We start from the raw sequence: 23,772 nt of genomic DNA, 5'->3' as shown, positions 1-23,772 counted from the left end.
GATGGAGAAAAAAACCACGCATTTTGGTTATCAAACGATTGATGAATATGAAAAAAACGCCAGAGTTGGCGCCGTATTTGATTCGGTTTCGGGCAAATATGATTTGATGAATGATGTGATGAGTTTGGGCATTCATCGTTTTTGGAAAGATTGGTTTGTGTGGCAATGCGATGTGCGCGCGGGGGAAACGGTTTTAGATTTGGCTTCTGGAACGGGCGATATTGCGCGGCGTTTGGGTAAAAAAATGAGTCGCGGCGGCACGATGACGGGGCAGTTAATCGTTTCCGATATTAATCAATCGATGCTTGAACGCGGCAAAGTGCATTTAATTGAAGCCGGATTTTTGCAAAACGTCACTTTTGTTTTGGCTGACGCCGAACATTTGCCATTTGCCGATGAATCGGTGGATTTGATTACGATGGCGTTTGGTTTGCGCAATGTCACTCATCAACAACAAGCGCTCAATGAAATGGCGCGGGTGTTAAAACCCAACGGTCGCGTTTTTATATTGGAATTTTCTCATATGCGCTCCCGATTGTTGCGCAAAACATATGATTGGTATTCGTTTAATGTTTTGCCACGTTTGGGCGGCATGATCGTAGGCGATCGGGAAAGTTATCAATATTTAGCCGAATCGATTCGCATGATGCCAACGCAAGAAGAGCTCAAAAATATGTTTGCTGCTGCGGGATTTGTTTCTTGTGAATATCAAAATTTGATGAACGGCATGGTAGCGATTCATCAAGGTTTTAAGCCGTATTAACTAAGGAGCAATAATGCTTAATGAACTTTTTACCGCGGCTTTTTTTGAAGAAGCGATTAATCAAGCTTTGCAACTCGATCCCAATGCTGCGGAAAAATTAGCCGTTTTAGAGGGATATCGTATTGCTTTGCGTTTGGAACATTTGCCAAATCCGTGGTTATTTGAAATTCGTCAGGCGCGATTTGTGATTGTTGATGGCGATATGACAACGGCAGATGTGCGTTTAACGGGTACATTTAGCGCGTTTTTGCAATTATTTCGCACGGGAAAAGTCAATAAACACGATAAATTATATATTGAAGGCGATTTGCACGCTGCACAAGCATTGCAACAGGTTTTATCGGCGTTAACGCTCGATTTTCGGAAATTATTATCCGAACGTTTCGGCGAAAAAGCCGGCGCGTTATTAACGGACGCTTTGGAACGTTTACAACGGTTTGGCGAAGAACAGCGCCAAAATATCGAAGCCGAAATTCGTCGTTTTTTTAATGAAGAAACAGGTAATTACGTTTCAAAGACACAATTTGATATTTTTGTTGCAGAACTTGCGCAATTGGAGCAAAAAATCGCCGAATTAGAAGCGCGTTTGACGCATTTGGAAGCCGGATATGATCGCAACGCTTAAACGTTGTTATGAAATCATTGCGGTGATTTTGTATTACCGTTTAGATGAATCGTTGCCTAAACAAGGAATTTGGCGCTATTTATCGTTGATGAAATATATACACCCCGCGCATTATCGGCGTTTGCCGGAAGATTTATCGTTGGCGGTGCGGCTGCGTTTGAGTTTAGAAAAATTAGGGCCGATTTTTGTGAAACTGGGACAAACTTTGTCAACGCGTCCCGATTTAATCGCCGCCGATATCAGCGTTGAATTAAGTAAATTACAAGATCAAGTGCCGCCATTTTCAGGCGAAATTGCGCAAAAAGTGATTGAAACATCGCTAAAAATGCCGCTGGAAGCGGTTTTTGCGCAATTTGATCCTAAAGCTTTGGCGTCGGCTTCCGTGGCGCAGGTGCACGCGGCGGTTTTGCATGATGGATCGCAAGTGGTAGTGAAAGTTTTGCGTCCTGATATTGAAGATAAAGTAAAACAAGATATTGCGTTAATGTATTTTTTAGCGCATTTGGTGAATATGAGCCGTCAATCGCGGCGGTTGCGTTTGGTTGAAATTGTGCGGGAATTTGAATTATCAATGCGCAGTGAATTGGATTTATTAAATGAAGCGGCGAGCGCCAGCCACGTAAAAGCCAATTTTGCCGATTCAACGATTTTGCACGTGCCGCAGGTTTATTGGCAATTTTGCCGCCCGCAGATGATGGTTCAGGAACGGATTTTTTACGTTAATATTTCCGATGAAGCGGCGATGAATGCTGCCGGCGTGAATAAAAAAGTTTTGGCAGAGCGCGGCGTGGAAATTTTTTTTACGCAGGTTTTTCGCGACAGTTTTTTTCATGCCGATATGCACCCCGGCAATATTTTTGTGGATATTTCTGATCCGGAAAATCCCAAATATTGCGCGATCGATTTCGGCATTATGGGCAGTTTAACGCCGGAAGATCAGCATTATTTAGCCGAGAATTTTTTAGCGTTTTTTAATCGCGATTATCGTCGCGTGGCGCAATTGCATCTTGATTCGGGTTGGGTGGCGCCGGATACGCGAATTACGGATTTAGAAGCGGCGATTCGTAAAGTTTCCGAGCCGATTTTTGGTAAACGCATCAAAGAGATTTCATTCGGCGCGTTTTTATTTAATTTGTTTCAAACGGTGCGGCATTTTGACGTTAAAATTCAACCGCAATTGGTTTTGTTACAAAAAACCTTATTTAATATCGAAGGATTAGGCAGGCGGTTGTATCCAGATTTGGATTTATGGACGACGGCAAAACCGATTTTAGAAAAATGGTTGGCGCAAAAGATTTCACCGCGGACGCAGTGGAAGAATATGCATCGCAACGCTCTTGATTATACGAATACGTTGCCCAAATTGCCGTTTTTAACTTATCGTTATTTGGAACAAAAAATTAATCAACCCGAGGTTAAATCTTCATCAAATACGATTGCGGGCGCTTTATTATTAATCGTGGCAACGGCTTTGGCATTGACAGTGACGATTACGGCATTATGGCAATTTTTATTATTGTTTTTGGTAGGCGGATTGGGCATTTATTTTTTATTTTGTGCCTGATTGTGCTGCGCTGTTTCTCCAATATGACGCGATAAAATATTGTGAAAATGCTGGACTTTTATATTATTTGTATTATTATTTTTTTTATCATTTGTATGACACTTTATAGTGTAAATACATGATGCGTTGTGCGTTAAATGGTATGGGAGGAATGTTTATGAGCTTTAATTTCGATGATTTAGAAGCATATCCAGCGGAACCTTTTAAAATTAAATCTGTTGAGCCTGTGAAAATGATTAGTAGGGCTGAAAGAGAAAAAGCAGCAAAAGAAGCAGGATACAACACATTTAACCTAAAATCTGAAGACGTGTACATAGATCTTCTTACAGACTCTGGTACAAATGCCATGTCTGATAAGCAATGGGCTGGCATGATGATAGGCGATGAAGCTTATGCAGGATCTAAAAACTGGATCTATCTTGAAAGCGTTGTAAAAGACATATTCGGATTTAAACATCTTGTACCTACTCACCAAGGTAGAGGAGCTGAAAATATCCTTTCCAGAGTTGCAATTAAAAAAGGTCAATATGTGCCTGGAAATATGTACTTTACTACTACCAGATATCACCAAGAATCAAATGGCGGCATATTTATAGACATAATAAGAGATGAAGCACATGATGCTCAGAAAGATGTAAAATTTAAAGGAAATGTAGATATTGATAAACTAAAAAAAGTAATAGATGAGCACGGAGCAGAAAATATAGCATATGTTTGCTTAGCAGTTACTGTAAATTTAGCAGGCGGACAACCAGTATCCATGCAAAATATGAGAGAAGTTAAAGAACTTTGCTCTAAACACGGAATAAAAGTGTTCTTTGACGCTACAAGATTTGCAGAAAACGCATACTTCATAAAAGAGCAAGAAGAAGGGTACCAGAACAAATCCATAAAAGAAATTGTTCGTGAAATGTTCTCATATTCTGATGGTGCTACTTGCTCAGGTAAAAAAGACGGTATAGTGAACATAGGCGGTTTCTTAGCTTTGAACGATGATGAATTATTCGGAAAAGCTAAAGAAATTGTAGTTGTATTTGAAGGTATGCCTTCTTACGGCGGTATGGCAGGTCGCGATATGCAGGCTATAGCTATAGGTTTACAAGAATCATTACAAGATGAATACATCGAATACAGAATTAAACAAGTAAGATACTTGGGGGATAAATTAAGACAAGCGGGCGTACCCATAGTGCAACCTACAGGCGGACACGCTGTATTCCTAGATGCAAGAGAATTCTGCCCTCACATACCACAAGAGCAATTCCCAGCTCAAGCCCTTGCAGCATTTTTATATATCGATTCAGGCGTGAGATCAATGGAGAGAGGTATAGTATCTGCGGGTAGAGATATTAAAACAGGCAAAAACCATACTCCAAAACTTGAAACAGTTAGACTCACTATTCCAAGACGTGTTTATACCTACAGACACATGGATATAGTGGCAGATTCTGTAATCAACTTATATAAAAATAATAAGGAAATTAGACCTCTTAAATTCACTTATGAACCTCCTCAACTTCGTTTCTTCACTGCAAGATTCGATTTTGCGGATTAATCGTCTTAATCAAACTATTAAAAAACTTCACCAACTGAATAAAAGGCTACTTTCAAGTGGCCTTTTATTTTGAACAAATTATAAAAATCATTTCGTTGTCTATAAACCAAAATAAAAAATAACTTCACAGGGATATTTTTTTAATATTGCATGAGAGAAATAAATCTTGAACTTTTGCCATCACTGAATATCTCCATAAAATAGATGACAGCAAATATACCGATGGTTACTAAACCTTTAATTTTATTTTATTACTCCTAATAGCTGAATTCTTCGGCTAATTTTGATTTTTGGATTAAATTTTTATATATCTTTGACGTTTCTTTTAATTCTTCATGTGTTCCAGTCGCCTCAACCAAGCCATCATCAATCACGACTATCTTATCAACATTTTCAATGGATTTTAGTCTGTGGGAAATAATAATAACTGTCTTATCCTTGATTAACGTATTCAAGCTATCTTGAATTTTTTTCTCATTGTCGACGTCCAAACTAGCGGAAATTTCATCCAGTATTAATATGGGTGCATCCTTTAAAAATGCCCTTGCGATAGATAATCTTTGTCTTTCTCCACCTGAAAGTTCTGCTCCATTTTCTCCAATTGGCGTATCAAAACCTTCAGGAAGTTTTTCGATAAAATCCATACAATTAGCAAGCTTTGCTGCTCTTTTGACTTCTTCATCAGTAGCCGTTTCTTTTCCTAGGCGGATATTCTCACGAATACTTGTATTAAACAAAGTTACATCCTGAAAAACTATAGATACTTTTGCAAACAACGAGTCTGTAGATATATTTTTTATATCCTTTCCACCAATTAAGATGCTACCTGTGCCATAGTCATAAAGTTTTGATATCAGCCTTAATATAGAAGTTTTGCCAGACCCTGATGCCCCAACAAGAGCAGTAACCTCACCTTGTTTCGCTGTAAAACTTACATCCTTTAAAACCTCTTTACTCTCATCGTAAGAAAAGGATACATTTTTAAATTCTATGTCGTAATTATTAAAACTTGCACTTTCTCCCTCTTGAATAAATGCACTGCTTATTTCTTTAATCCGCCTTACAGCAGGCTCTATATAAAACATTTCTATTGTTCCCTCTTTAGAAATATCGAAGAGTTCTTTTACTTTAATTGCTCCGATAATATAGCCGATTAGATATATTAGGCTTATTTCACCATTGATAAGCAAGTTGATTCCTACAGCTATAACTACAGCAACACTGATGTAAGAAAAAAGCGTAGATACAGCTAAAATAGCCATTGAAACAAATTCAACTTTAAAGTGTATCTTCTCGCTTTCTTCCATTTTTTCATATAAAGCCTTTTTCACTTTTGCAGATTGATTAAAACTACTGATTTCTTGTTGCAACTCTATGGTCTCTTGAAACATTTCTGAATTATCTCTTAATACATTAAAATAATTACTATATTCAGACACTTCCTTTTTCTGAGCAAGTGGTAAAACAGCAAAACTTAGAAGTGTCGGAATAATTGCAGCTAAGCCCAGTTTGAAGTTGCCAATAAGCATCGCAAGACCCATGAGTGGAAAAAATAGCCACATCCCAATTACCTTAGGTACCGAATGACTCATGGCGTGTTCAATTGCTTCCACATCAGACATTATAGTCTGCGATAAATCAGATAGATTATGCTTGGAAAAATATGCAATCGGTAAGTCAGCCAGAGTCTCTGCTATCCATTTTCTTAATGCTGCTGATTCTTTGTAAGTAGCTTCATACAAGCTCACATATTCATTTGATAAAAAAACATACATCACAATTAAAGTTAGTAAAGAAGCGATGATATATTTCCAAGTATCTATTACATTGCCTGAAACAAGCTGATTTGAAAGAGCCATTAAAATAAGCATGGGAGCTAAATTGATTAAGTATGTCATAAAGCAAAAATATGTTGCTTTAGTCAAATTCTTTGCTCCTTGCTCAGATAAGCAGTAGCGTTTCTTATAATAATTCTTCATTTGACACCCTCCACTCATTAGCAGCTTCGTATAGACTTAAAAGTTTATTGTATAAACCTTGTCTTTTTCTCAACTCCTCATTGCTGCCTCTTTGTATAATTTTTCCATTTTCTAAGACAATAATTTCATCTACATTTTTAATGCTTGTCATTCTATGAGCAATCACAATGACCGTCTTGTCTTTCATGAGATTTTTAAAAGCTTTTTGTAATTTATATTCATTATCCGCATCAATAGACGCACTTGCTTCATCCATAATAACAATTGGTGATTTTTTAAGTATTGCCCTTGCTATCGCAATTCTTTGCTTTTCGCCACCTGATAGATAAACACCTTTAGTACCTATAACAGTATTTTCTTTTTCCTTGAGCTTAGATATGATTTCATCACAGCCTGCGAGACTCATTGCCTCCATGACCTCTTCTTTTTTTGCATTTTCATCCGCTAAAGCAACATTTTCATATATAGTTTTTTTGAATAGTTTACTATCTTGAAATACAAATGAGATATTTTTAATAATTGCCTCTTTTGTATACTCTTGCAATGGATGACCTCCTATCTCAATAACTCCGCTATCCACCTTATAAAAGCCTGATAGAAGCTTAGCAATAGTTGATTTTCCCGAACCGGAATGTCCTACCAAGGCATATGTTTTTTTCTCACGAAGTGAAAAAGACAAGTTTTCCAAAACTCTATTGTCTCCATAAGAAAAACTCACATTGTTAAATTCAATATTTGAGTTATCGAAATGCTCTCTCTTACCATAAAAAAGCTTATCTTCCTGCATTTTTTTATATAGTGCTTCTAAATTATCAACTGCATAATTTGCAGAAAATATGTTTTGACTAGCCCACATGATTTTCATAAATGAAACCATCATCACACCACTTAAAAAAAATATCATAATTAGTTCTACTGCTAAAATCTTAGTATTGCTAAAGTCAGATAAAAATAAGCTTAATGGAATTGTGATAATTGCAATCAAGCCTAAAAATATAAGCTGATATATGACATACGGTTTTTTACAAGAAATCGAATAGTCATATGCATATTTTGAATAATTCATAATAGCTTCATAAAATGCCTTGAATGAATTAAGTTTGCTACCATATATTTTTACAACCTGCATTCCCCTTATATATTCCACAGTTTCGCAACTGAGCTTATCAAGAGAATCTTGGTATAGCTTCATAAACTCGCCACTACCCATCATGCCTTTCAAGATAAGAGCACTGACTATAGTTAAGATAATGATAACAATCCCCACATGAAAACTTATAACAAATGATAATAATAGGGTAAAAATTGGCACTAAAAATGCTTGCATGTTATCCGGAAGCATATGTGCAACTGCTGTATGAGTTTTAGCAGCATTATCGTCTATAGTTTTTCGTATATATCCCGATGAATTTAAATCGAAAAAACGAAAACCGGAATCCAGCAACCCGTCAATGCCTCTTTTTCTCAAGTTTGTTTCAAGTCTAAAAGCTAACTTATGCGAGGCTAGTCCTGATAGAATATATAACACGGCACTTGCTGTTAAACAGATGACAATTTTGATTGCACTGGCACTTGCATTTTCAAAATTTCCGCTTACCATTACGTCATAAAAAAAGAGATATATGTAGTAATACCCACAAACCGTAAGAAATGCTGAAATACCAGATACTATAATTGCTAAATATCCAATTGGTTTTTCATCTGGTACATAGGAAAATAATTTTTTATATATATTCATTTTTACTCCTTTGCATTTTCAAATATACAGATAAGGACTTTTTCTAAAATATGCCTATTCTTGGCAAAATTTTCTCTAGCTTCTAAAACATCAGAGCCCAAAATCATAGCGTTGATAAAATTTGTAATAAATTGAAAACTGTCAGCATCAGATATCCATCTTGGAGTTTGACTCATAAGTATTTTAAAGCTTTCTTTTGCCTGCTCTTGCAGCTGTATCATGAGATTTTTCAGCTCCGGATTTCTCTTTTTGGCAATAAGAAACTCAATATAAAGCGGCATGTAATGATTATCATCAATCATCTTTGTTACAAGCTCTTTAGCCATAAATTCATTTGTTACATTTATTTTTGATTTGCTCAAATGTTCTTTTATAATTTCGTTTCTATATTCAATTCCGGAAAGCATGATATCTTTAAAAATCTCGATAACATTTCCATAGTAGTGATAGACCCCCCCTTTTGATAAAGTAGTTCCCGCAATAATTTCTTCCATGGTTGTCTTTTCAAAGCCTTTATCAATAATTACTTTTGCTGCCGCGTTCATAATTTCTCTTTTTCGTTGTGCTTCACTAAGTCTTTTTGTAGCACACATTTTTTCTACCTCCATTCATACCGACGGTGACGTCGATATTGATGTTATACATCAGTTAGCCTAACCTAGCAATCCTTTTTTAAATTTTTTAATTCTCTTTATAAATTTTTGCAAACAAAAAGCGACTAAGATTCTATTCTTAATCGCTTTGTTTTATATTAATCAACTGTTTTGGCTATATAATTTACTTTTAATTATCGGCTTGCTTTTTAGTTATAACGAACATTACAAAGAAACCAGACATTATTGCTGTATATGCAATGTAGATAAAGAAATTTTATCACTATTTTTTAATCATTTTTTTCTGTTCCAACCGCATAAGCTTTTGCTAACTCAAAGATGATTTTATTGACAGTACTGCCACAGTATTTCGATGATATATTTTGTGTCAATTTTTGGTTATTTGCTTACGGGTTGCTACTTGAATAAGTATTAACGCAGATACTAAAACTCTGTTTAGTTATGAGATAGTACATTTGTTACATAAAAGATAGAAAAAAGAGAGCGCCGTAGTGTAGTAAATTTGTGAAAAACAATAAGCCATCAGAGGAATTCTCTTAATTAAAATTGTAACAGAAATAATGTGTTATCGTAAAAAAGTGGCATAATATACTATAAAATATAATGATAATGTAGAAGCTACAAGAGGCTCTCATAAAATAAGATAATGTGTAGGCTATTGGAAAAAAGATACGATCAAACCAATTGAATCTTTTATAAAAAATCAACTAAACCAAAATCAGCATAAGGAAGAATCGAAGTTAATTGCCTACATGCACAGATTTGCTCATGTCTATCGTAAATGTACCAATTTAGGTTATGAAAGAACTTACGATTCAATGTGTCGTTAGATAAGACTCGATAAGCCCAAAAAGAAAAAATATAAAAAATCTATTCGTTACACATACCTCGGACAACTTATTCAAGTAGATGTTAAATAATGTGTTCCAAACAATGGTATAGGTTTTTTAAGCGAATACTCAAGGTACTACCAAATAACAGAGCAATAGATGCCCATTCAAGAAAAGAGTAATGCTTCTAATAAATGAAAGTAGTACCTATACCACATCAAATTTTTTAAAAAACTTGGAAGAGAAAATGGGATTTAAAATAGAAAAAAATTCAGACAGACAATGGAAAAGAATTTTGTAACGATCCCTCAGATACAACAAGAAAATCTAGATTTGAGAAAACACTTAAGAAATTAGATAGATCATGCGTTCGAACATTACCATATAGTCCATGGCAAAATGGTTATGTTGAAAGAAGTCATAATATAAGAAATATTAAGATTTAAGAATCCTAACGAAGTAATAGAAGAATATTTTAAAAATGCTCCTTGCAATTACATTTTTCCTTGACTAAATACCCAGATAAAAACGACGGAAATTGTAGCATTTTTAAAAGCTATTTTTTTAGGAATTCAGGTAACAACTGTTTGATTTCCGTACATTCTTCAATATGACGCGATAAAATATTTACTTGACTTTATTTAAATAAACGGTGATAGTGCCGCCGATGACACAGTTGAACGGATTCAGTAGTAAAAATAACTATTGTTGGCAGCGTGAAACTGGCTTCTCATTGAGAAAATGAAGAAGTTTGCTTGAAAATTGAGTCTATTGGCGAGTCAAGCGGTTAAACCTTATTTGCTAGAGGGCAAATCACTGTCGATGTTGTTGCGTTGGGATATCGGGGTGTGAACAATCTGACGCAGTAGTATTTTTGTAAGGAATCAGTGATGACTAATATTTACGTAGGCAATTTATCTTATCGCACAACAGAAGATGAGCTGCGTAATGCATTTTCTCAATTCGGCGATGTTCAAAATGCCAGTATCATTAAAGACCGCGACAGTGGTCGCTCAAAAGGATTTGGTTTTGTTGAAATGCCAGATGCGGAAGCAGCCAAAAAAGCCATTGAAAGTTTAAATGATAAAGATTTGGGCGGACGGAATTTAAAAATTAATGAAGCGCGTCCGCGCGAAATGCGTCCCCGTCGCGATAAAGGATCAAATTCGCATTTTTAATAAAACCGAATTGAAGGTTGAAACGGCTGTTGTGGTGGCAGCCGTTTTTTTTGACGTCATGATAAAAAATATCAACATCTTGACCGTTAACAAGATGATTTTACGAAAAAAGATAAAACCCGCAAATTTTAGTTACGCGATCGAGTGGTGATTTTGCTACACTAGCTGACATTTTTTGACAGCAACAAAGGAAAATTGTATGCAATTTGTACTCGTTTTGAACTGTGGTTCTTCTAGTTTGAAATTTGCAGTGATGAATCCCACCTCCGGCGATGTGTTATTAAATGGAACGGCAGAGCGCCTTGGTCACGATGTTGGCTCATTAACCGTTAAGGACGAAAGCGGGAAAGCGGTGCAAGAAATTAAACCGGGAACGCATGCACAAGCCTTAGAGTTAATTGTAGAAACGTTAAAAACAAAAAATTTAATGGATAAAATTGCCGCAGTTGGACATCGTTTGGTGCACGGCGGTGAATTTTTTAAAGAATCCGTTGTAATTAATAATGAAGTGCGCGAAAAAGTTGCAGAATGCATTCGCCTCGCACCGTTACACAATCCTGCCAATATTACTGGCATCGAAGCAGCGTTAAAAGTATTCCCTAAATTGCCACAAGTCGGCGTTTTTGATACCGCATTTCACCAACAAATGCCGGAAAAAGCTTATTTATACCCATTGCCACGGAAATTTTATGAAGAATTCCATATCCGCCGTTACGGATTCCATGGCACTTCATTCCGCTACATCGCTTCTCAATTAGAAAGCGTTACCGGATTGAAAAATCCGCGCACAGTTGTGTGTCATTTAGGAAACGGCGGCTCATTGGCAGCAATCAAAGATGGACATTCTGTTGATACTACAATGGGATTAACACCACTTGAAGGTATTGTGCACGGCACCCGTTGCGGCGATATCGATCCGGCAATCATTCAAATTTTACAAAAACAATTCCACATTTCTGCCACAGAAATGAATGAAATTTTGTGGAAAAAATCAGGATTATTGGGACTTTCTGGCATTTCCAACGATTGCCGCAGTTTGGAAGAAGCCATGGCAGAAGGCAATGAAGCTGCCATTCGCGCTTTAGAAGTTTATTGTTACCGTTTGGCAAAACATATTGCCGCACAAATGGTGGCATTAAATGGCTGCGACGCTTTAGTCTTCACCGGCGGCATCGGCGAAAATTCTGCCTTTGTTCGCGCTAACACTATGGAACAATTAGCCTTTTTAGGATTTGAATTAGACAAAAAAGCCAACGAAGAAACCTCACGCGGTAAACAAGGCAAAATTTCAACCGCCAACAGTAAACCGGTTTGGGTCATTCCGACCAACGAAGAATTATTGATCGCGCGCGACACCGCCCAATTAAGCGGCATGACACGCTAAGGAGTCCATCATGACAAAATCAATACTTTTAGTTGCAACCCATCGTGGCGCGGGATTAACTTCTTCCGTTTTAGGATTGAGTCACGCTATTGAAAAATTAGGCGTAAAAGTGGCATTGCATAAACCCGTTTTGCAATGCGCTTGCGAGGCATCATGCGCTTGCAATTCTGCAGCAACCTGTACCGATCGCGCGTTATCCATTTCGCCAGAACGCATTCAACAAGCTTTAAAAAATCAGAAAATCGATGAATTGATGGAAGAAGCCTTACAACATTTCGTCGCCGCTAAAGCCGATGCCGATATCGTTGTGATGGAAGGATTATTGGAAACGCCTAACGCGCCGTATGCTCATTTAATCAACCAAAAAATCGCGCGTTCATTGGGCGCCGACGTTATCGTTGTGAGCAGCGCAGATGTAGAAAGTATCGATCGTTTAGAAAGACGTTTGAGCTTTGCCGGCGAATATTTTGCCGGACGTTTATTAGGCGCCATCATCAATCGCGTAGGCGGCGAAGGCAATTTAACGCAAGAATGTTTACAAAAAAGCAGCTGCTTTAATGATGCATTACCTTTACTTGCCACCATTTCTGAAAATGCAGAGTTAGCCGCACCGCGCGTGCTCGATTTGCAACGTCATTTAGACGCTGAAATATTATTTTCCGGCGAAATCAACAGCCGCCGAATTTATGACTACGTATTATTTGCGCGCAGCGTGCAAAATGCGATTCCTGTTTTGCGCGACGGCGTGTGCGTTTTTTCGCCTGCCGACCGTGACGATACTTTAATGGCAGTAACCACCGCCGTGGCTTCTGGTACGCATTTGGCGTGTTTGGTTTTAACCGGTGAAGAACGCAGCGATGATGCGGTTATGCGTTTGTGTAAACCATTGTTAGAAAAATCAAAATTACCGGTGTTGCGGATTAAACGCGACAGTTGGGAAAGTACTCGCGCGATGGAAGGATTTAATGCGCATCTCGCCGCAGATGATAAAGAACGCATCGAAAAAATCCGCACATTTTTTGTTGAGCACCTCAATAAAGAATGGATTAAAAATTATGTTGCGCGCGGCGACGAACAACGTCTTTCACCCGCAGCATTCCGTTATAACGTGGTGCAAAAAGCGATTGCAGCGAAAAAAACCATCGTTTTACCTGAAGGTGATGAACCCAGAACCGTGGTTGCTGCCAGTCAATGTGCGGCGCGCGGCATGGCAAAATGTGTTTTATTAGCTAAACCAGAACGCGTGCACGCAGTTGCCGCCGAACAAGGCGTTACTTTAGGCGACGGCATCTCCATCATTGATCCGGAACAAGCCCGCGAACAATACGTTGCCCGTTTGGTGGAATTGCGTAAACACAAAGGCATGGACGAGGCTACTGCCCGCAGTCAATTAGAAAATAATGTGATGTTGGGCACATTAATGTTGGAAGCTGGCGAAGTTGATGGTTTGGTTTCTGGCGCAGTACACACCACCGCCGATACCATGCGTCCGCCGTTGCAATTAATTAAGACGGCAAAAGGCGCGAGCATGGTTTCTTCCGTCTTTTTCATGTGTTTGCCGGAACAAGTTTTGGTGTACGGCGATTGCGCGATTGTTCCCAAACCAACTGTTGATGATTTGGCGCAAATTGCGATTCAATCAAACGATACTGCCAAAGCCTTTGGCATTGAACCGAAAGTGGCAATGATTTCTTATTCAACCGGTAATTCAGGTCAAGGTGAAGACGTAGAAAAAGTTAAAGCCGCAACGGCAAAAGTGCGGGAATTGCGTCCGGATATTATCGTTGATGGTCCAATGCAATACGACGCCGCGTCAGTGGCTTCAGTAGGTCGCGCTAAAGCGCCGAACAGCCCCGTTGCTGGACAAGCAACCGTATTCGTTTTCCCCGATTTAAATACCGGAAATACTACTTATAAAGCGGTGCAACGCACAGCGCACGCCGTTTCTATGGGACCCGTATTGCAAGGTATGCGTAAACCGGTTAACGATTTATCGCGCGGCGCTTTGATTGAAGATATTGTTTACACCATTGCGCTGACTGCCGTTCAAGCAACATTAGCTGAATAGTTTTTGCGCTTTTCAAACGAACCGCTCAACTGATGGTTGGGCGGTTCTTTTTTGGGCAAGTTTTTTTGATGCGAGTAAGATAAGATCTTAATTTTTTCAAGAGAGGAATAAATTATGGGCGCCAGTCCAGTTCAATTATTGATTGTGCTTTTTATTGCGGTGCTTGTTTTCGGCGGAAAACGGTTGCGGACTTTGGGTTCTGATGTTGGCGCGGCAATTAAAGGTTTTAAAGAAGCGATGAAAGAAGAACCGACAGAACCGGAAAAATTAGAGCAACAACCGCCCGTTATTGAAGTTGTGGCAACGCAAAAAGAAAAAACGAAAGGTTAGCCGTGTTTGAAATTGGCTTTTGGGAATTAGTTTTAGTTGCCATTATTGGCATTGTTGTGGTTGGTCCAAAGAGACTGCCGGAAGTCGTGCGCACGCTCGGGTTATTGTTGCGCAAAATGCGGCGCACGATTTCTTCAGTACGCGCTGATATTGAGCGTGAATTAGATTTGGAAGAAATGCGGAAATTGATGTCAGATGTTGATGAACCGTTAAAAAAACACGTCGATCAACTCAATCAATCCATTTGGCAAGCGGAATATGATTTACGGCAGGGCGGGAAAAATTTATTAAAAATGATTGATGAGCCGCCATATCAAGAACCGCCGCCCGCGGCACACAGCGTGCAAACTGACGCCGAAGCTTATCGCGACACCGGCATTGAACCTGCCGATAAATCGTCTTCACCGGAGCATCATCATGACGACGCCGCACGATGACGACGAATTAACCGATCAAGAAATGCCTTTGGTGGAGCATTTAATTGAATTGCGCCGCTGTGTGATTCATGCTTTGGTGGCATATGTCGCTGTTTTTGTGGCGCTTTTACCGTTTAATCACAAAATTTATCAATTATTTGCGTGGCCGGTATTATCCAATTTATTGCCAAACCAACAAATGCTTGCTTATCAGCCCATCGATATTTTTTTAACGCCGATCAAAGTTTGTTTATTTTTGGCGTTATTGCTGACGATGCCGTGGATTTTGTATCAAATTTGGCGATTTATCGCGCCGGCGATGTATCGGCATGAAAAGCGATTAATGCTGCCGATTGTGATTTCGGCAACGGTTTTGTTTTATCTCGGGGTTTTATTTGCTTACTTTGTGATTTTGCCGTTGATGTTTACTTTTTTCAGCGGCATTGAATTAGAAGGTGTGGCTTTTATGCCGGATATCACCAGCTATTTAAGTTTGAGCATTGCCATTTTTTTAGCATTTGGCGTGACTTTTGAAGTGCCCATCATCACAGTGATTTTAATTCGCCTCGGCGTTGTTGAAATTGAAACGTTAACGCGGCAGCGTCCGTATATCGTGCTGATTGCGTTTACTATCGGTATGTTTCTCACGCCGCCCGATGTTTTTTCGCAAACATTGCTCGCCGTTCCCATGTTAATTTTGTTTGAAATCGGCATCATATTTGCAAAATATTTGCAAAAACAATCGGCAGAAAAAGATTAACGGCGGTAATGAATACCGCCGTTTTTTTAACGCTCAATCCATAAATATTTACTATGCCAGTGATCCATCACATTTTCTTGATAACCGCGCACATAAGGTTTAACCATATGTTTGCTTACGAAAAAATAAATCGGAATCAAACTATAATTATCCAATAAACGCCTTTCCGCCTGTTGCAATAACGACGCGCGCGCGGTTTGATCTTGTTCGCCTGCCGCCTGCGCAATTAATTTATCGAATTCCTTATCTGCCAAACCTACCGTATTAGAACCGCCGCCGCTGACAAATAAATCTAAAAAAGTATTGGCATCGTTATAATCGCCAACCCACGTGCCGCGGAATACTTGCGTATCATAATTACGGCGATCGATTAAATACGTTTTCCATTCTTTATTTACCAATTGCGTTTGCACGCCCAAAGCCGATTGCCACATTGCAGCAATGGCAACCGAAATCTTTTTATTGACTTCATTGGTGTTATACAACAATTCAATTTTCAGCGGATTTTCTTTGCTGTAACCAGCTTCCGCGTATAACGCGCGCGCTTTTTCCAAACGTTGCTCGCGGCTTAATTGCGCATCAGCTGGAATATAAGGCGTATAACCTTGAATTTGCGGCACCACGAAATGAAACGCTGGTTTTTCGCCGCCGGCGGTAATGTGTTCCACAATCGGCTCACGGTCAACGGCTAAAGAAAGTGCCGCGCGCAGTTTCGGATTATCTTTAAACGGTGCTTTGGTTAAATTAAAACCAAAATAAAAAACGCCCAAATAAGGATTAATTTTTAATTCATCTTTTAAATGCGCACGAATCCACGGCATTTGTTCATTGGGCACATCAGAAGTTAAATCCAATTCGCCAGCGCGATAACGTTTTAGCGCTGCGCTTTGATCGGGCGTTGGATAATAAATCACTTCATCTAAACGTACGCTATCGGCGCCGTAATAAAGTGGCGATTTTTCCAAACGCAAAAAACCTTGCGGCTGCCAATCTTTTAAATGATACGCGCCGTTAACCACAATATTTTCTGGACGCGTCCACGCGGCGCCATGTTGTTCTACAGTTTTTTTCGGAACGGGATACGCTACCGCGTTAACCAACATATCTAAAAAATACGGCGTTGGGTGTTCTAAAGTGACCACCAAAGTTTTATCGTCTTTTGCCACAATGCCCAATTGATCAACCGGCAATTTGCCTTCATTAATCGCTTGCGCATTTTTAACGGGATAAAGAAAAAACGCGTATTTTGAACCAAAAGCCGGATCAACGGCGCGGCGCCACGCATAAACAAAATCATCAGCGCTTACCGGCGAACCGTCAGACCATTTGCTATCACGCAAATAAAAGCGATACGTTAATCCTTCATCGGCGATTTCCCAACGTTCTGCCACGCCTGCAACTAAAGAAGCATCTGCCGCTTCGTCCACCAGCCCTACAAACATATCACGCAAAATATGCATTTCCGGCATACCTTGCGCTAATTGAGGATCCAAAGAAGACGGTTCATCATCAATCGCGCGGCGCAGCGTTTCCGCGTTTAAAGAAGCGCTTGATAATGCGCCGAAAAGCAAAGATAAAGTCACCATAAAACGATATTTCATTAGAATTTCCTTCAATAATTAATGCGATTTTGTAGCCTAAACAGTTCTGGGATACAGCGCAAGCGATTTGCCGCGCATCATTTGCGAAAAAAAGAACACGAACACTGCCAGTTGCGTTATTTTCCGTTATCATTTGCCCTTTTTGGGCGCCGTTTTACCAAAATAAACCGCGCCGCTGACGTTTTGAGGAAAAAATGTTTCGATATATGCTTCGGCGGTTGTGCACTGCCGTTCCAACGTTATTGGTTATCGTGACGCTCGCGTTTTTTATGATTCGTTTAGCGCCGGGCGGGCCGTTTGATTTAGAGCGTAATTTACCGCCGGAAATTCAAGCGAATTTGCAAGCGATGTATCATTTAGATGAACCGTTGTGGCGGCAATATCTCATTTATTTAAGCCACGTGATGCGCGGGGATTTGGGCGCTTCTTTTCAATACGCCGATCGCAGCGTTAACGAATTGATCGCCTTTGGTTTTCCGGTATCGATGAAACTGGGCGCGGCGGCGATGACGTTGGCAACGATTTTAGGCACGTTTTTCGGCATATTTGCCGCGCTTCATCACAAACGCGCCGGCGATTATTTCGTAATGGGGATTGCGATGATTGGCATTACCGTGCCTAATTTTGTGGTGGGTTCGCTTTTATTATTAGTGTGTGCGGTTTTGCCGTTTGTTTATTGGGGTTTGACGATTGTTCCTGCCAGCGGTTGGGGCGAACATTGGCGGCAGATGATTTTACCAACGATTACTTTGGCATTGCCGCAAATGGCTTATATTGCGCGTTTGATGCGGGCTTCGATGTTAGAAGTTTTGCAGGAACCGCATATTAAAACCGCGCGCGCCAAAGGATTAACCGAACGGCAAGTTATCGTTCATCATTGTTTAAAACCGGCGTTAATGCCCGTTATCAGTTATTTAGCGCCGGCTTTGGCGTCCGTTTTAACGGGATCCATCGTGATTGAACAACTTTTTGCCATTCCCGGCATCGGGCGCTATTTTGTCAACGGCGCTTTAAACCGCGATTACACCTTAGTGCTCGGCGTGGTGATTTTATACGGCGCTTTAGTGATCTTTTTGAATTTATTGGTTGATTTGGCATATGCATGGCTCAATCCCAAAGTGAGATGGCAATGAATCGGGAAAGCTTATATTGGCGCGCGTGCCGGCGTTTTTGTCGTAATAAAATCGCGCTGTTGGCATTATTGATTTTGGTTTTTTTAACGATAAGCGCGTGTTGGGGCGAAAAAATACGTCCTTTTACCATCGACGCGGTTTTTTGGGACGCATTTTTAACGCCGCCCTCGCTAGAAAATGGACATTGGTTTGGCACCGACGGCAACGGTCGAGATTTATTTGTGCGCACGATGTACGGCATGCGCGTTTCGCTTTTAGTGGGATTATGCGCCACGGCGGTTAGTTTAATTATCGGCGTTACTTACGGCGTCATTGCGGGCTACGTGGGCGGGCGCATTGATAGCGTGATGATGCGTTTTGTTGATGTTTTATATGCGTTGCCGTTTATGTTTTTTGTGATTTTATTGATGGTTTTTTTGGGACGAAATATTTATTTAATGTTTGCCGTCATCGGCGCGGTGGAATGGCTGACGATGGCAAGAATTGTGCGCGGGCAAACGTTATCTTTACGCGCGCAAGAATTTGTGCAGGCGGCGGAAGTTTTGGGCGTTTCACCTTTGCGGATTATGTTGCGTCATATTGTGCCTAATACTTTGGGAACGGTTGTGGTTTATGCGACGCTGACCATTCCGCTTTCGATTTTAACCGAAAGTTTTTTAAGCTTTTTGGGATTGGGCGTGCAAGAACCGATGACGAGTTTGGGCGTTTTAATTGCCGACGGCGCCAAACAAATGGAAAGCGCGCCGTGGTTATTGGTTTTTCCGGCTTTAAGTTTGGCGCTGATGTTATTGTGTTTTAACTTTATCGGCGATGGTTTGCGCGATGCTTTATCGCCGAAGGAAGCGTGATGTCGCTGTTAACGATTGAACAATTAAGCGTTTATTTTCAAAATGATAAAACGCGTCATGGCGCCGTTGAGGCATTATCTTTGCATCTCGATCGCGGCGAATTTTGCGCATTAGTTGGTGAATCGGGATCGGGAAAATCGGTGACCGCGTTATCGGTTTTGCGTTTATTGCCGCCGCAAACAACGATTTATGCCCCCGATAGCCGCATTATTTTTGATGGCGTGGATTTATTGACGTGTTCGGAGCCGGATTTGCGCGCGATTCGCGGACGGCGTATCAGTATGATTTTTCAGGAACCGATGAGTGCGTTAAATCCGTTTATGAATATTGGCGCACAATTGACGGAAGCTGTGCGCGCGCATCAACCGCGGCTCGCTAAAAAAGTGGCGCGCGAAAAAATTATTGCGTTGTTGCAGCGGGTTAAAATCGATGCGCCGGAAATGATGCTGCGGCGTTATCCGCATGAATGTTCGGGCGGTCAATTGCAACGCATTATGATTGCGATGGTGCTGCTTAATCAGCCTGATATTTTAATCGCCGATGAACCAACCACCGCGTTAGACGTGACCATTCAAGCGGAAATTCTCTATTTATTACAACAACTTCAACAAGAATTATCGATGGCAGTTTTATTGATTACGCATGATTTACATTTGGCGCGGCATTATGCGCAGCGCGTTTACGTCATGCAGGCGGGAAAACTGGTTGAAACGGGTACGGTAGCGCAAATTTTTACCCAACCGCAGCAGGATTACACGCGCATTTTAATTAAAGCCGTGCCACAAACGGCGCCGGCGCCGCTTCAAAATGAGCGCACGATTTTAGTGCAAGCGCATCACGTGCGCGTTGATTTTATGCAACGGAAATTTTTGTGTTCAAAACAGCGTTTTTGTGCGCTGGAAGATGTTTCTTTTACTTTGCCGGCGGGGACAACTTTGGGCGTTGTTGGCGAATCGGGATCGGGCAAAACGACTTTGGGAAAAGCGTTGTTGCAAATGGTGCCGTATCGCGGTGATGTTTTCTTTTTAGAAAAAAATATCGCGCATTTAACCGCTGATGAACGGCAGCGTTTGAAAGCCGATCGGCAAGTGGTTTTTCAAGATCCGATGCGCTCATTGTCGCCGCGGTTGACGGTCGGGGAAATTGTCGGTGAGGGTTTACGCGTGCACGCGCCGGAATTATCAGCCAAAGCGCGCCGCGATCGGGTGGCAGCAGCATTAGCAGAAGTAGGTTTGACGGCGGAGATGATGCAGCGTTATCCGCACGCGTTTTCCGGCGGACAAAGACAGCGGATTGCAATCGCGCGCGCGATGATTTTGCAACCCAAATTTATCGTGCTCGATGAACCAACATCGGCTTTGGATCGCGTGATTCAAATGAAAATATTAGAATTATTGCGCGATTTGCAAAGTAAATATGGATTGAGTTATTTATTTATCAGCCATGATTTGGCGATGATTCGCGCGTTGAGTCATCAGGTTTTGGTGTTGCAAAGGGGAAAAGTGGTGGAGCGCGGCACAACCGAAGCGATTTTTTCGGCGCCGCAAATGCCGTATACCCAGCGTTTGTTGGCATCGGCTTTATATTGATTGTGGGAAATTTTATGGTGACGCGGTTTTATGTTTTAAATAGCCAAACGATAGCAGCGCGGTTGCATTTTGTGTGCCGTTTATGCGAAAAGGCGATGGCGGCGCGTCAGCATACGGCGGTTTTGTGTGCCGATGAGGCGATGGCGGCGCAGTTGAACGCGCTTTTGTGGTCTTTTCGTGCGGAAAGTTTTATTCCGCATGCGTTGAGTGATGATGCGTTGGCGGCGCACGCGGCGGTGATGTTATTGATTGCGCCGGAGCGCGCGGCGCAAACGAATGTTTTTATTAATTTAAGCGCTGATGAGTTGCCGGATATTCCGCAGGGCTGCCAGCGCGTTTTTGAAGTCGTTGATCAATCGCCGGCGGTTTTGGCGGTGACGCGGCGCCGCTTTAAACATTATCGTGCGCGCGGAATAACGCCGGAGACGGTTTTTATTTAGCAAAATTATTGTTCCAATTGCCGCAGTTTTTCGGCAAATTGGCGCACGTGTTCCCAATTGGTAAATTCAATGCAACTTTGATTGTTGACCGGCGATTTTCCTATTTTCATGATCAGTCGAATCATGATTTTATCGAGGTAGCGGTAGCGCGGCATTTCGAGTTTGCCGGCGAAAATGCCGATTAATTTGGGTTGCCACGGGCTTTTTGATAAAAAGCGTTTAAAATAAGGATTATTGTCGGGGCGCTGGCGGTTGGGTTTGCGCGCTACGATGCTGATGCTAAAAAACGCGGCGGGTTTTTGTTGTAACAGCGTTAGATGGCGGTTGATAAATTGATAGAGTTCTTTTTGATGTTTGCCGTAGCGAATGCTGGCGCCAATGATGATTTTATCGGCGGCGGCGAGATCGCGTTCTTGCGCTTGAGCAATGGGTATGATGCTGATTTGTTCGGTTGTTGATAAAACGCTTTGAATATAGTGACAAATTTTTAGGGTGTGCCCGTCCGTTGTTGAATAAAAAAGGGCGATTTTACTCATGATTTTTCCTTAACAAACAAATATGCGCCGTGGATTCTATCACGGCGTGGGTTTTTAGCTTGTTGGGATTGTTATTTGTGATTTTAAGCAATTTTGATTACGCGGAATTTTTTCAAATTCAAAAAGGTGTGGCATTAATTTTTAGGTTTATCAGCGGCAATGCATTTTTCTTTAATTTTTCTTATTTTTTTGAAGAAAAGTCCATAATGGATTTCATGATTTTCTTTGCGTAAATATTCTTTTAAATGAATTAAATAGGATTTATCATCATTGATGGAAGCGTCGGACGCATCGCATTTTTCGTCAATGAGGTTCAAAGTGTTTTCAACGGCTGTAATGAGTTTTTCTTTTTGAACTTCTTCTTTAATTTCTTCAAGGGTTTCATGAATTTTGTAGCATAAATCGGTCACGCGCGGATCATCATAAATTTCTTGATAAATATCAGTAATAGAGCAGGTTTTCAGCGCGGCGAGTAAGTCTTGATCTGCCGCGATTTTTTCTGTTTGAGATATTTGGTCTAAATGAGAAAACGTTTGCTAACTATTTGATAATGCGCTTCTTTTAAGCCTTGGCATGATTTATTATGTGCCGCATCAGCCCATGATTTTCCTATGTAATCCAAATCTATGTGATTCGAACCAAGATAGCCAGATCTACACAAGGAAGTGGTCTTTTCTAATGCGGTAATTGCTTGAGCAAATGGCTTTTCTATAATTTCTTTTAAGAATTTTTGCTCATTTTCCAATTGGGTACGCGCGCCTAACCACATGGTAGCAAGGGTTAACCAGAAATTATCACCAAATAAATCGTCAGTTGGCAATATTCTTCCGTTATATTTTTTTATCTCCGTGATATCTTTTTCCAGCAGGGATTTCACTTCATCAAGACCTTGTCGAGCGACAAGGGCAGAATATGATTTTTCGCAGTGTTCATCGTCTCTTAATTCTCTCAATCGTGTTAGCGGCGTATCAAAAGAAGCCAATTCTGTAACGCATTTTTTGGCAACGATAATCGCTTCTTCTGGTTTTTTGTAATAGTATTCTTTTTCACCGCAGGCGGTTAATAATGCGGCGCAACAGCCGAACAAAAAGAATTTTTTTCTTAATTGATGTGATTTCACCATCTTTAATCTCCATAATTATTTAATTTATCATTAAAATTTAATCGTAATATATTCAAAGTAAATTCATTTCATAGCTTATTATGTGAATTTAAAATATCAACCGTTGGTCGAATGGCTTTTTATTAATGAAAAAATCAATATAAGAAATTATTTTCTACTTAATTTTTTATGAAGTACGAAAAACAGCAAAAATATAGCGAATAGATGCGTTATTTATATTTAATTATTTAATATATTATTTTATTGATGTTTAATAATTTAATATGACGACAATCACGGCAAAGCGGACGACGAGCGCGAACTTCGCACCGGCTGCCGCATCTTCCAAAGCAAAGCCGATTTTGGGCGCATCGCCGGTGGACGGTGGTGGAGTGCCGTCTTTAAGCACTTCAAAATTGACGCCATCAGTAGCAAGCACCACGTCGCCGGCTTTGATGGCAGCTTTAGCGACGCCGATTTCGCGCGAGACGTGGGGATTGGCTTCCCAATGGAGGAACTGGGGACGTTCATAAGGAATCGTTTCAGTCATTTTGGCTCCTTAAAATAAAAAGCCCTCAAAACGAGAGCTGTTTAATTTAATTGATGTTATTTACCGAATTTTTTGAGCGTTTCTTCATTACTTCTTTTAATATATTCTTTGGTAATTTCTTCTTTTAAGCGGTCAAGCTTTTTGCAAAATGATTTTTCATCATTGCCTA

General features: G+C 40.3%; 22 protein-coding genes. 14 read left to right on the top strand and 8 right to left on the bottom strand.

The annotated features are described in order from the left end of the window. Window position 1: 1 nt before the first annotated feature. The 4 genes from ubiE (at window position 2) to AKG33_RS00330 (ending at window position 4,507) form a co-directional block, all read left to right on the top strand. Window positions 2–763 carry a bifunctional demethylmenaquinone methyltransferase/2-methoxy-6-polyprenyl-1,4-benzoquinol methylase UbiE gene (gene ubiE, locus AKG33_RS00345; protein WP_012030777.1) on the top strand — a complete coding sequence of 254 codons (762 nt, stop codon included), beginning with the start codon at window positions 2–4 and terminating at the stop codon, window positions 761–763. Window positions 764–776: 13 nt separating this feature from the next. After that, the gene (locus AKG33_RS00340; RefSeq protein WP_012030778.1) at window positions 777–1,388 is read left to right on the top strand and encodes a ubiquinone biosynthesis accessory factor UbiJ; all 612 of its coding nucleotides are present in this window, start codon (window positions 777–779) and stop codon (window positions 1,386–1,388) included. After that, window positions 1,372–2,952 (top strand): ubiquinone biosynthesis regulatory protein kinase UbiB, encoded by a 1,581-nt coding sequence (gene ubiB, locus AKG33_RS00335; RefSeq protein ID WP_050707761.1) that lies wholly within the window; start codon window positions 1,372–1,374, stop codon window positions 2,950–2,952. The genes AKG33_RS00340 and ubiB overlap by 17 nt, the downstream gene beginning before the upstream one ends. Before the next feature lie 157 nt (window positions 2,953–3,109). Further along, window positions 3,110–4,507: a tyrosine phenol-lyase gene (locus tag AKG33_RS00330; protein ID WP_012030780.1), complete on the top strand. Its 1,398-nt coding sequence runs from the start codon at window positions 3,110–3,112 to the stop codon at window positions 4,505–4,507. Between the two features lie 257 nt (window positions 4,508–4,764). Here AKG33_RS00330 and AKG33_RS00325 read toward each other — a convergent pair whose 3' ends face one another. The 3 genes from AKG33_RS00325 to AKG33_RS00315 are packed head-to-tail and all read right to left on the bottom strand — an operon-like array spanning window position 4,765 to window position 8,817. Next, on the bottom strand, window positions 4,765–6,486 hold the full coding sequence (locus AKG33_RS00325) for an ABC transporter ATP-binding protein (protein WP_041729436.1): 1,722 nt from the start codon (window positions 6,484–6,486) through the stop codon (window positions 4,765–4,767). Further along, window positions 6,470–8,224, bottom strand: a complete 1,755-nt coding sequence (locus AKG33_RS00320; protein ID WP_012030782.1) for an ABC transporter ATP-binding protein — start codon at window positions 8,222–8,224, stop codon at window positions 6,470–6,472. Before AKG33_RS00320 ends, AKG33_RS00325 begins: the two co-directional genes overlap by 17 nt. Before the next feature lie 2 nt (window positions 8,225–8,226). Continuing rightward, entirely contained in the window at window positions 8,227–8,817 is a 591-nt protein-coding gene (locus AKG33_RS00315; RefSeq protein WP_041729438.1) for a TetR/AcrR family transcriptional regulator, read from the bottom strand. A 1,741-nt stretch (window positions 8,818–10,558) separates the two neighbouring features. Here AKG33_RS00315 and AKG33_RS00310 point away from each other — a divergent pair. From AKG33_RS00310 to tatC, 6 genes are all read left to right on the top strand, one after another. Continuing rightward, complete coding sequence (locus AKG33_RS00310) at window positions 10,559–10,846, top strand: RNA recognition motif domain-containing protein (protein WP_012030784.1); 288 nt, start codon at window positions 10,559–10,561, stop codon at window positions 10,844–10,846. A gap of 199 nt (window positions 10,847–11,045) precedes the next feature. Beyond that, window positions 11,046–12,230: an acetate/propionate family kinase gene (locus tag AKG33_RS00305; protein ID WP_012030785.1), complete on the top strand. Its 1,185-nt coding sequence runs from the start codon at window positions 11,046–11,048 to the stop codon at window positions 12,228–12,230. 10 nt (window positions 12,231–12,240) lie between these two features. Further along, the gene (pta, locus tag AKG33_RS00300) at window positions 12,241–14,298 is read left to right on the top strand and encodes a phosphate acetyltransferase (protein WP_012030786.1); all 2,058 of its coding nucleotides are present in this window, start codon (window positions 12,241–12,243) and stop codon (window positions 14,296–14,298) included. Between the two features lie 114 nt (window positions 14,299–14,412). After that, window positions 14,413–14,628 (top strand): Sec-independent protein translocase subunit TatA, encoded by a 216-nt coding sequence (locus AKG33_RS00295; protein WP_012030787.1) that lies wholly within the window; start codon window positions 14,413–14,415, stop codon window positions 14,626–14,628. 2 nt (window positions 14,629–14,630) lie between these two features. Continuing rightward, entirely contained in the window at window positions 14,631–15,065 is a 435-nt protein-coding gene (gene tatB / locus AKG33_RS00290; protein WP_012030788.1) for a Sec-independent protein translocase protein TatB, read from the top strand. Next, window positions 15,046–15,804, top strand: a complete 759-nt coding sequence (gene tatC, locus AKG33_RS00285) for a twin-arginine translocase subunit TatC (protein WP_187145772.1) — start codon at window positions 15,046–15,048, stop codon at window positions 15,802–15,804. Before tatB ends, tatC begins: the two co-directional genes overlap by 20 nt. A gap of 26 nt (window positions 15,805–15,830) precedes the next feature. On the opposite strand, the gene AKG33_RS00280 is transcribed toward tatC, so the two are convergent. After that, the gene (locus tag AKG33_RS00280; protein WP_012030790.1) at window positions 15,831–17,405 is read right to left on the bottom strand and encodes a peptide ABC transporter substrate-binding protein; all 1,575 of its coding nucleotides are present in this window, start codon (window positions 17,403–17,405) and stop codon (window positions 15,831–15,833) included. A 194-nt stretch (window positions 17,406–17,599) separates the two neighbouring features. Between AKG33_RS00280 and AKG33_RS00275 the strand changes: the two genes are divergently transcribed. The 4 genes from AKG33_RS00275 to AKG33_RS00260 are packed head-to-tail and all read left to right on the top strand — an operon-like array spanning window position 17,600 to window position 21,415. Then, window positions 17,600–18,538: an ABC transporter permease gene (locus AKG33_RS00275; protein ID WP_012030792.1), complete on the top strand. Its 939-nt coding sequence runs from the start codon at window positions 17,600–17,602 to the stop codon at window positions 18,536–18,538. Next, window positions 18,535–19,386 (top strand): ABC transporter permease, encoded by an 852-nt coding sequence (locus AKG33_RS00270; protein WP_228369820.1) that lies wholly within the window; start codon window positions 18,535–18,537, stop codon window positions 19,384–19,386. Before AKG33_RS00275 ends, AKG33_RS00270 begins: the two co-directional genes overlap by 4 nt. Next, on the top strand, window positions 19,386–20,975 hold the full coding sequence (locus tag AKG33_RS00265) for an ABC transporter ATP-binding protein (RefSeq protein ID WP_012030794.1): 1,590 nt from the start codon (window positions 19,386–19,388) through the stop codon (window positions 20,973–20,975). The genes AKG33_RS00270 and AKG33_RS00265 overlap by 1 nt, the downstream gene beginning before the upstream one ends. 14 nt (window positions 20,976–20,989) lie before the next feature. After that, the gene (locus tag AKG33_RS00260; protein ID WP_012030795.1) at window positions 20,990–21,415 is read left to right on the top strand and encodes a DNA polymerase III subunit chi; all 426 of its coding nucleotides are present in this window, start codon (window positions 20,990–20,992) and stop codon (window positions 21,413–21,415) included. 5 nt (window positions 21,416–21,420) lie between these two features. Here the strand turns inward: AKG33_RS00260 and hemG are convergent, their stop codons facing one another. From hemG to AKG33_RS00240, 4 genes are all read right to left on the bottom strand, one after another. After that, complete coding sequence (gene hemG / locus AKG33_RS00255) at window positions 21,421–21,951, bottom strand: menaquinone-dependent protoporphyrinogen IX dehydrogenase (protein ID WP_012030796.1); 531 nt, start codon at window positions 21,949–21,951, stop codon at window positions 21,421–21,423. A 134-nt stretch (window positions 21,952–22,085) separates the two neighbouring features. Further along, complete coding sequence (locus AKG33_RS00250) at window positions 22,086–22,361, bottom strand: hypothetical protein (RefSeq protein ID WP_041729441.1); 276 nt, start codon at window positions 22,359–22,361, stop codon at window positions 22,086–22,088. Between the two features lie 107 nt (window positions 22,362–22,468). After that, window positions 22,469–23,074, bottom strand: coding sequence for a hypothetical protein (locus tag AKG33_RS00245; RefSeq protein WP_012030797.1), 606 nt, complete (start codon window positions 23,072–23,074; stop codon window positions 22,469–22,471). Between the two features lie 250 nt (window positions 23,075–23,324). After that, window positions 23,325–23,603 carry a DUF2190 family protein gene (locus tag AKG33_RS00240; RefSeq protein ID WP_012030798.1) on the bottom strand — a complete coding sequence of 93 codons (279 nt, stop codon included), beginning with the start codon at window positions 23,601–23,603 and terminating at the stop codon, window positions 23,325–23,327. Window positions 23,604–23,772 lie beyond the last annotated feature (169 nt).

It is taken from the genome of Dichelobacter nodosus, assembly GCF_001263335.1.
Taxonomy (GTDB): Bacteria; Pseudomonadota; Gammaproteobacteria; order Cardiobacteriales; family Cardiobacteriaceae; genus Dichelobacter; species Dichelobacter nodosus.
Note: the sequence above shows the minus strand (reverse complement) of the source record. Positions and strands in the feature narration are given on the sequence as shown.

Excerpts from the sequence above, each read along its gene's own strand:
- AKG33_RS00315 (WP_041729438.1), bottom strand. The coding sequence starts at position 8,817 with ATGTGTGCTACAAAAAGACTTAGTGAAGCACAACGAAAAAGAGAAATT.
- AKG33_RS00275 (WP_012030792.1), top strand. The coding sequence starts at position 17,600 with ATGTTTCGATATATGCTTCGGCGGTTGTGCACTGCCGTTCCAACGTTA.
- AKG33_RS00325 (WP_041729436.1), bottom strand. The coding sequence starts at position 6,486 with ATGAAGAATTATTATAAGAAACGCTACTGCTTATCTGAGCAAGGAGCA.
- AKG33_RS00265 (WP_012030794.1), top strand. The coding sequence starts at position 19,386 with ATGTCGCTGTTAACGATTGAACAATTAAGCGTTTATTTTCAAAATGAT.
- tatC (WP_187145772.1), top strand. The coding sequence starts at position 15,046 with ATGACGACGCCGCACGATGACGACGAATTAACCGATCAAGAAATGCCT.
- AKG33_RS00270 (WP_228369820.1), top strand. The coding sequence starts at position 18,535 with ATGAATCGGGAAAGCTTATATTGGCGCGCGTGCCGGCGTTTTTGTCGT.
- hemG (WP_012030796.1), bottom strand. The coding sequence starts at position 21,951 with ATGAGTAAAATCGCCCTTTTTTATTCAACAACGGACGGGCACACCCTA.
- AKG33_RS00295 (WP_012030787.1), top strand. The coding sequence starts at position 14,413 with ATGGGCGCCAGTCCAGTTCAATTATTGATTGTGCTTTTTATTGCGGTG.
- AKG33_RS00330 (WP_012030780.1), top strand. The coding sequence starts at position 3,110 with ATGAGCTTTAATTTCGATGATTTAGAAGCATATCCAGCGGAACCTTTT.
- AKG33_RS00310 (WP_012030784.1), top strand. The coding sequence starts at position 10,559 with ATGACTAATATTTACGTAGGCAATTTATCTTATCGCACAACAGAAGAT.
- ubiB (WP_050707761.1), top strand. The coding sequence starts at position 1,372 with ATGATCGCAACGCTTAAACGTTGTTATGAAATCATTGCGGTGATTTTG.
- AKG33_RS00340 (WP_012030778.1), top strand. The coding sequence starts at position 777 with ATGCTTAATGAACTTTTTACCGCGGCTTTTTTTGAAGAAGCGATTAAT.
- AKG33_RS00260 (WP_012030795.1), top strand. The coding sequence starts at position 20,990 with ATGGTGACGCGGTTTTATGTTTTAAATAGCCAAACGATAGCAGCGCGG.
- AKG33_RS00280 (WP_012030790.1), bottom strand. The coding sequence starts at position 17,405 with ATGAAATATCGTTTTATGGTGACTTTATCTTTGCTTTTCGGCGCATTA.
- AKG33_RS00305 (WP_012030785.1), top strand. The coding sequence starts at position 11,046 with ATGCAATTTGTACTCGTTTTGAACTGTGGTTCTTCTAGTTTGAAATTT.
- AKG33_RS00245 (WP_012030797.1), bottom strand. The coding sequence starts at position 23,074 with ATGGTGAAATCACATCAATTAAGAAAAAAATTCTTTTTGTTCGGCTGT.
- pta (WP_012030786.1), top strand. The coding sequence starts at position 12,241 with ATGACAAAATCAATACTTTTAGTTGCAACCCATCGTGGCGCGGGATTA.
- AKG33_RS00240 (WP_012030798.1), bottom strand. The coding sequence starts at position 23,603 with ATGACTGAAACGATTCCTTATGAACGTCCCCAGTTCCTCCATTGGGAA.
- AKG33_RS00320 (WP_012030782.1), bottom strand. The coding sequence starts at position 8,224 with ATGAATATATATAAAAAATTATTTTCCTATGTACCAGATGAAAAACCA.
- ubiE (WP_012030777.1), top strand. The coding sequence starts at position 2 with ATGGAGAAAAAAACCACGCATTTTGGTTATCAAACGATTGATGAATAT.